This is a genomic window from Uruburuella suis (genome assembly GCF_004341385.1).
GTDB lineage: Bacteria > Pseudomonadota > Gammaproteobacteria > Burkholderiales > Neisseriaceae > Neisseria > Neisseria suis.
Genome location: NZ_SLXE01000057.1, coordinates 1 through 5856, shown reverse-complemented (window position 1 = coordinate 5856; position 5856 = coordinate 1). Strand labels below are relative to the sequence as shown.

The following is a 5856-nucleotide window of genomic DNA, read 5'->3' as shown; positions in this document are numbered from 1 at the left end:
ATAAAAAATACCCAGCTAAAACAATCGGGTGATATTTTATTGTAAATATTTTTGCAGATAGATGTTGACGGGTTTTGGTGGTTTGGGTATAGTTCGGTTCTTCGCTGCTTCGGCGGCGATGTGATGAACAGATAATTATAGCACAGTTGGTCTTAATTTAAAGCGTTTTTGAAACGATTTGTATGAATTGAGGTTGACAAAGGATTTTGTTGCTGTATACTGCCATCCCTGCTCTTTAACAAACAGATTACCGATAAGTGTGAGTGCGGAGACGCCTCACACTGTTGAAAAAAGATAGACAAGATTATGTATAACATATCTTCGTTTATTTCTTTGAAGCAGACCAGAAGTTAAAAAAGTTAGAGATTGAACATAAGAGTTTGATCCTGGCTCAGATTGAACGCTGGCGGCATGCTTTACACATGCAAGTCGGACGGCAGCATAGAAGAGCTTGCTCTTTTGATGGCGAGTGGCGAACGGGTGAGTAATGCATCGGAACGTACCGAGTAGTGGGGGATAACTGTCCGAAAGGATGGCTAATACCGCATATTCTCTGAGGAGGAAAGCAGGGGACCTTAGGGCCTTGCGCTATTTGAGCGGCCGATGTCTGATTAGCTAGTTGGTGGGGTAAGAGCCCACCAAGGCGACGATCAGTAGCGGGTCTGAGAGGATGATCCGCCACACTGGGACTGAGACACGGCCCAGACTCCTACGGGAGGCAGCAGTGGGGAATTTTGGACAATGGGCGCAAGCCTGATCCAGCCATGCCGCGTGTATGAAGAAGGCCTTCGGGTTGTAAAGTACTTTTGTCAGGGAAGAAAAGCCTGGGGATAACACCCTCAGGTCATGACGGTACCTGAAGAATAAGCACCGGCTAACTACGTGCCAGCAGCCGCGGTAATACGTAGGGTGCGAGCGTTAATCGGAATTACTGGGCGTAAAGCGAGCGCAGACGGTTATTTAAGCAAGATGTGAAAGCCCCGGGCTCAACTTGGGAACTGCGTTTTGAACTGGGTAACTAGAGTGTGTCAGAGGGGGGTAGAATTCCACGTGTAGCAGTGAAATGCGTAGAGATGTGGAGGAATACCGATGGCGAAGGCAGCCCCCTGGGATAACACTGACGTTCATGCTCGAAAGCGTGGGTAGCAAACAGGATTAGATACCCTGGTAGTCCACGCCCTAAACGATGTCAATTAGCTGTTGGGGTACATGATGCCTTAGTAGCGTAGCTAACGCGTGAAATTGACCGCCTGGGGAGTACGGTCGCAAGATTAAAACTCAAAGGAATTGACGGGGACCCGCACAAGCGGTGGATGATGTGGATTAATTCGATGCAACGCGAAGAACCTTACCTGGTCTTGACATGTACGGAATCTCTTAGAGATAGGAGAGTGCCTTCGGGAGCCGTAACACAGGTGCTGCATGGCTGTCGTCAGCTCGTGTCGTGAGATGTTGGGTTAAGTCCCGCAACGAGCGCAACCCTTGCCATTAGTTGCCATCATTAAGTTGGGCACTCTAATGGGACTGCCGGTGACAAACCGGAGGAAGGTGGGGATGACGTCAAGTCCTCATGGCCCTTATGACCAGGGCTTCACACGTCATACAATGGTCGGTACAGAGGGTAGCCAAGCCGCGAGGTGGAGCCAATCCCAGAAAACCGATCGTAGTCCGGATTGCACTCTGCAACTCGAGTGCATGAAGTCGGAATCGCTAGTAATCGCAGGTCAGCATACTGCGGTGAATACGTTCCCGGGTCTTGTACACACCGCCCGTCACACCATGGGAGTGGGGGATACCAGAATTGGGTAGGGTAACCTTCGGGAGCCCGCTTAACACGGTATGCTTCATGACTGGGGTGAAGTCGTAACAAGGTAGCCGTAGGGGAACCTGCGGCTGGATCACCTCCTTTCTAGAGAAGACGGGGCGTATTCGCATTCACACTTATCGGTAAACTGTAGATTAGAGATGCAAAGGAAGTAAACATAAGGCCTTGGGTTTGTAGCTCAGCTGGTTAGAGCACACGCTTGATAAGCGTGGGGTCGGAGGTTCAAGTCCTCCCAGACCCACCAATCAGAGGCCGGACCCGACACTGGGGGCATAGCTCAGTTGGTAGAGCACCTGCTTTGCAAGCAGGGGGTCATCGGTTCGATCCCGTTTGCCTCCACCACACTTTGCAAATCAAAGCGAAAGCGAAAGCTGCCGTAGAAGGCGGCAGACAAGCAGAAGCAAAACAAAAGGATAAGAAGGCGACTTCTTATTTTTAGTTGACTTCAAGAGGTTGGCTGCTATAATGGCCAGCTCGTTTTGATTTGCGAAGCGAAGAGACGCAGCAAAAGCTGAGTTTCGAAGCCGCATCGATCTTTAACAAATTGGAAAGCCGAAATCAACAAACAAAGACAATGTTGGTTTGGATGTAAAAGGCAAGGGTTGCAACCCGAGTCGATTCAGCCTATGGATAGGCCGTCTGAAAAGACGGGCGCCATAAGCACAGCCAAGCCATAAAAATTTGGGTGATGATTGTATCGGACGCACTCTGAGCACAAAAGGCAGAGTGTGTCACACAACAAAGCAGTAAGCTTTATCAGAGTAAACATCTCTAGTTTATTCCCCTAGTCAACGGGAGGATAAGCGAAGTCAGAGAGGTCGTTCAAATGATAGAGTCAAGTGAATAAGTGCATCAGGTGGATGCCTTGGCGATGATAGGCGACGAAGGACGTGTAAGCCTGCGAAAAGCGTGGGGGAGCTGGCAATAAAGCAATGATCCCGCGATGTCCGAATGGGGAAACCCACCGTATTCTGTACGGTATCCTTGTCTGAATACATAGGGCAAGAGAAGCGAACCCGGAGAACTGAACCATCTAAGTACCCGGAGGAAAAGAAATCAACCGAGATTGCGCAAGTAGTGGCGAGCGAACGCGCAAGAGCCTGTATATGATAGCTGGCGAGATAGAAGAACAAGCTGGGAAGCTTGGCCATAGTGGGTGACAGCCCCGTATTCGAAATCTCATCAGTGGTACTAGGTATACGACAAGTAGGGCGGGACACGTGAAATCCTGTTTGAAGATGGGGGGACCATCCTCCAAGGCTAAATACTCATCATCGACCGATAGTGAACCAGTACCGTGAGGGAAAGGCGAAAAGAACCCCGGGAGGGGAGTGAAATAGAACCTGAAACCTGATGCATACAAACAGTGGGAGCGGACTTGTTCCGTGACTGCGTACCTTTTGTATAATGGGTCAACGACTTACATTCAGTAGCGAGCTTAACCGAATAGGGGAGGCGTAGGGAAACCGAGTCTTAATAGGGCGACAAGTTGCTGGGTGTAGACCCGAAACCGAGTGATCTATCCATGGCCAGGATGAAGGTGCCGTAACAGGTACTGGAGGTCCGAACCCACGCATGTTGCAAAATGCGGGGATGAGCTGTGGATAGGGGTGAAAGGCTAAACAAACTCGGAGATAGCTGGTTCTCCCCGAAAACTATTTAGGTAGTGCCTCGAGTAAGAGACTGATGGGGGTAAAGCACTGTTATGGCTAGGGGGTTATTGCAACTTACCAACCCATGGCAAACTAAGAATACCATCAAGTCGTTTCTCGGGAGACAGACAGCGGGTGCTAACGTCCGTTGTCAAGAGGGAAACAACCCAGACCGCCAGCTAAGGTCCCAAATGATAGATTAAGTGGTAAACGAAGTGGGAAGGCCCAGACAGCCAGGATGTTGGCTTAGAAGCAGCCATCATTTAAAGAAAGCGTAATAGCTCACTGGTCGAGTCGTCCTGCGCGGAAGATGTAACGGGGCTCAAATCTATAACCGAAGCTGCGGATACGTGTTTACACGTATGGTAGGGGAGCGTTCTGTAGGCCGAAGAAGGTGAATCGAGAGGTTTGCTGGAGGTATCAGAAGTGCGAATGTTGACATGAGTAGCGATAAAGCGGGTGAAAAGCCCGCTCGCCGAAAACCCAAGGTTTCCTACGCAACGTTCATCGGCGTAGGGTGAGTCGGCCCCTAAGGCGAGGCAGAAATGCGTAGTCGATGGGAAACGGGTTAATATTCCCGTACTTTGATTTGGTGCGATGTGGGGACGGAGAAGGTTATGTCAGCAAGCTGTTGGAATAGCTTGTTCAAGCCGGTAGGTGGAAAGTTTAGGCAAATCCGGACTTTCATAACACCGAGAAGCGATAACGATTGTCTACGGACAAGAAGTGACAGATACCACGCTTCCAGGAAAAGCCACTAAGCTTCAGCCAAGTCAGAACCGTACCGCAAACCGACACAGGTGGGTAGGATGAGAATTCTAAGGCGCTTGAGAGAACTCAGGAGAAGGAACTCGGCAAATTGATACCGTAACTTCGGGAGAAGGTATGCCCTTTGATGTGAAAGACTAGCTCTGTAAGCATCGGAGGGTCGCAGAGAATCGGTGGCTGCGACTGTTTATTAAAAACACAGCACTCTGCTAACACGAAAGTGGACGTATAGGGTGTGACGCCTGCCCGGTGCTGGAAGGTTAATTGAAGATGTGAGAGCATTGGATCGAAGCCCCAGTAAACGGCGGCCGTAACTATAACGGTCCTAAGGTAGCGAAATTCCTTGTCGGGTAAGTTCCGACCCGCACGAATGGCGTAACGATGGCCACACTGTCTCCTCCTGAGACTCAGCGAAGTTGAAATGGTTGTGAAGATGCAATCTCCCCGCTGCTAGACGGAAAGACCCCGTGAACCTTTACTGTAGCTTTGCATTGGACTTTGAAGTCACTTGTGTAGGATAGGTGGGAGGCTTAGAAGCAGAGACGCTAGTTTCTGTGGAGCCGTCCTTGAAATACCACCCTGGTGACTTTGAGGTTCTAACCCAGACCCGTAATCCGGGTCGGGGACCGTGCATGGTAGGCAGTTTGACTGGGGCGGTCTCCTCCCAAAGAGTAACGGAGGAGTTCGAAGGTTACCTAGGTCCGGTCGGAAATCGGGCTGATAGTGCAATGGCAAAAGGTAGCTTAACTGCGAGACCGACAAGTCGAGCAGGTGCGAAAGCAGGACATAGTGATCCGGTGGTTCTGAATGGAAGGGCCATCGCTCAACGGATAAAAGGTACTCCGGGGATAACAGGCTGATTCCGCCCAAGAGTTCATATCGACGGCGGAGTTTGGCACCTCGATGTCGGCTCATCACATCCTGGGGCTGTAGTCGGTCCCAAGGGTATGGCTGTTCGCCATTTAAAGTGGTACGTGAGCTGGGTTTAAAACGTCGTGAGACAGTTTGGTCCCTATCTGCAGTGGGCGTTGGAAGTTTGACGGGGGCTGCTCCTAGTACGAGAGGACCGGAGTGGACGAACCTCTGGTGTACCGGTTGTCACGCCAGTGGCATAGCCGGGTAGCTAAGTTCGGAAGAGATAAGCGCTGAAAGCATCTAAGCGCGAAACTCGCCTGAAGATGAGACTTCCCTGGTGGTTAAACCACCCTAAAGAGTCGTTCGAGACCAGGACGTTGATAGGTCGGGTGTGGAAGCGCGGTAACGCGTGAAGCTAACCGATACTAATTGCTCGTGAGGCTTGACTCTATCATTTGAGAGACTTCGAATGAAGAAAAGCTTACTGAAGTCATGAGTTGCAGGATACTGCAATCATGCGATAACAAACATTACCCTGTTGGAAGTGCGAAGAGCATTTCATGTTGATAAAGCGCCGGAGAAGAATCCAGCGCGACGGCTTTCGAAATTTGTACAGTTTAGTCTGGCGGCCATAGCGAGTTGGTCCCACGCCTTCCCATCCCGAACAGGACCGTGAAACGACTCAGCGCCGATGATAGTGTGGATACCCATGTGAAAGTAGGTCACTGCCAGGCACCCCTTCCGAAGCCCCGCTGA

At 50.5% G+C, this 5856-nt stretch carries 2 tRNA genes and 3 rRNA genes; all 5 read left to right on the top strand.

Annotated features, from left to right (window positions below):
- The first annotated feature begins 368 nt into the window (after nucleotides 1–368).
- The 5 genes from EV680_RS11775 (at nucleotide 369) to rrf (ending at nucleotide 5834) form a co-directional block, all read left to right on the top strand.
- Nucleotides 369–1909: ribosomal RNA gene (locus tag EV680_RS11775) — 16S ribosomal RNA — on the top strand.
- An 83-nt stretch (nucleotides 1910–1992) separates the two neighbouring features.
- A tRNA-Ile gene (locus tag EV680_RS11770) sits at nucleotides 1993–2069 on the top strand.
- 22 nt (nucleotides 2070–2091) lie between these two features.
- Nucleotides 2092–2167, top strand: a tRNA-Ala gene (locus EV680_RS11765).
- Between the two features lie 491 nt (nucleotides 2168–2658).
- Nucleotides 2659–5550 (top strand): 23S ribosomal RNA (locus tag EV680_RS11760).
- Nucleotides 5551–5721: 171 nt separating this feature from the next.
- Nucleotides 5722–5834: ribosomal RNA gene (gene rrf, locus EV680_RS11755) — 5S ribosomal RNA — on the top strand.
- The 16S, 23S and 5S rRNA genes sit together here with 2 tRNA genes alongside, the layout of an rRNA operon.
- Nucleotides 5835–5856 lie beyond the last annotated feature (22 nt).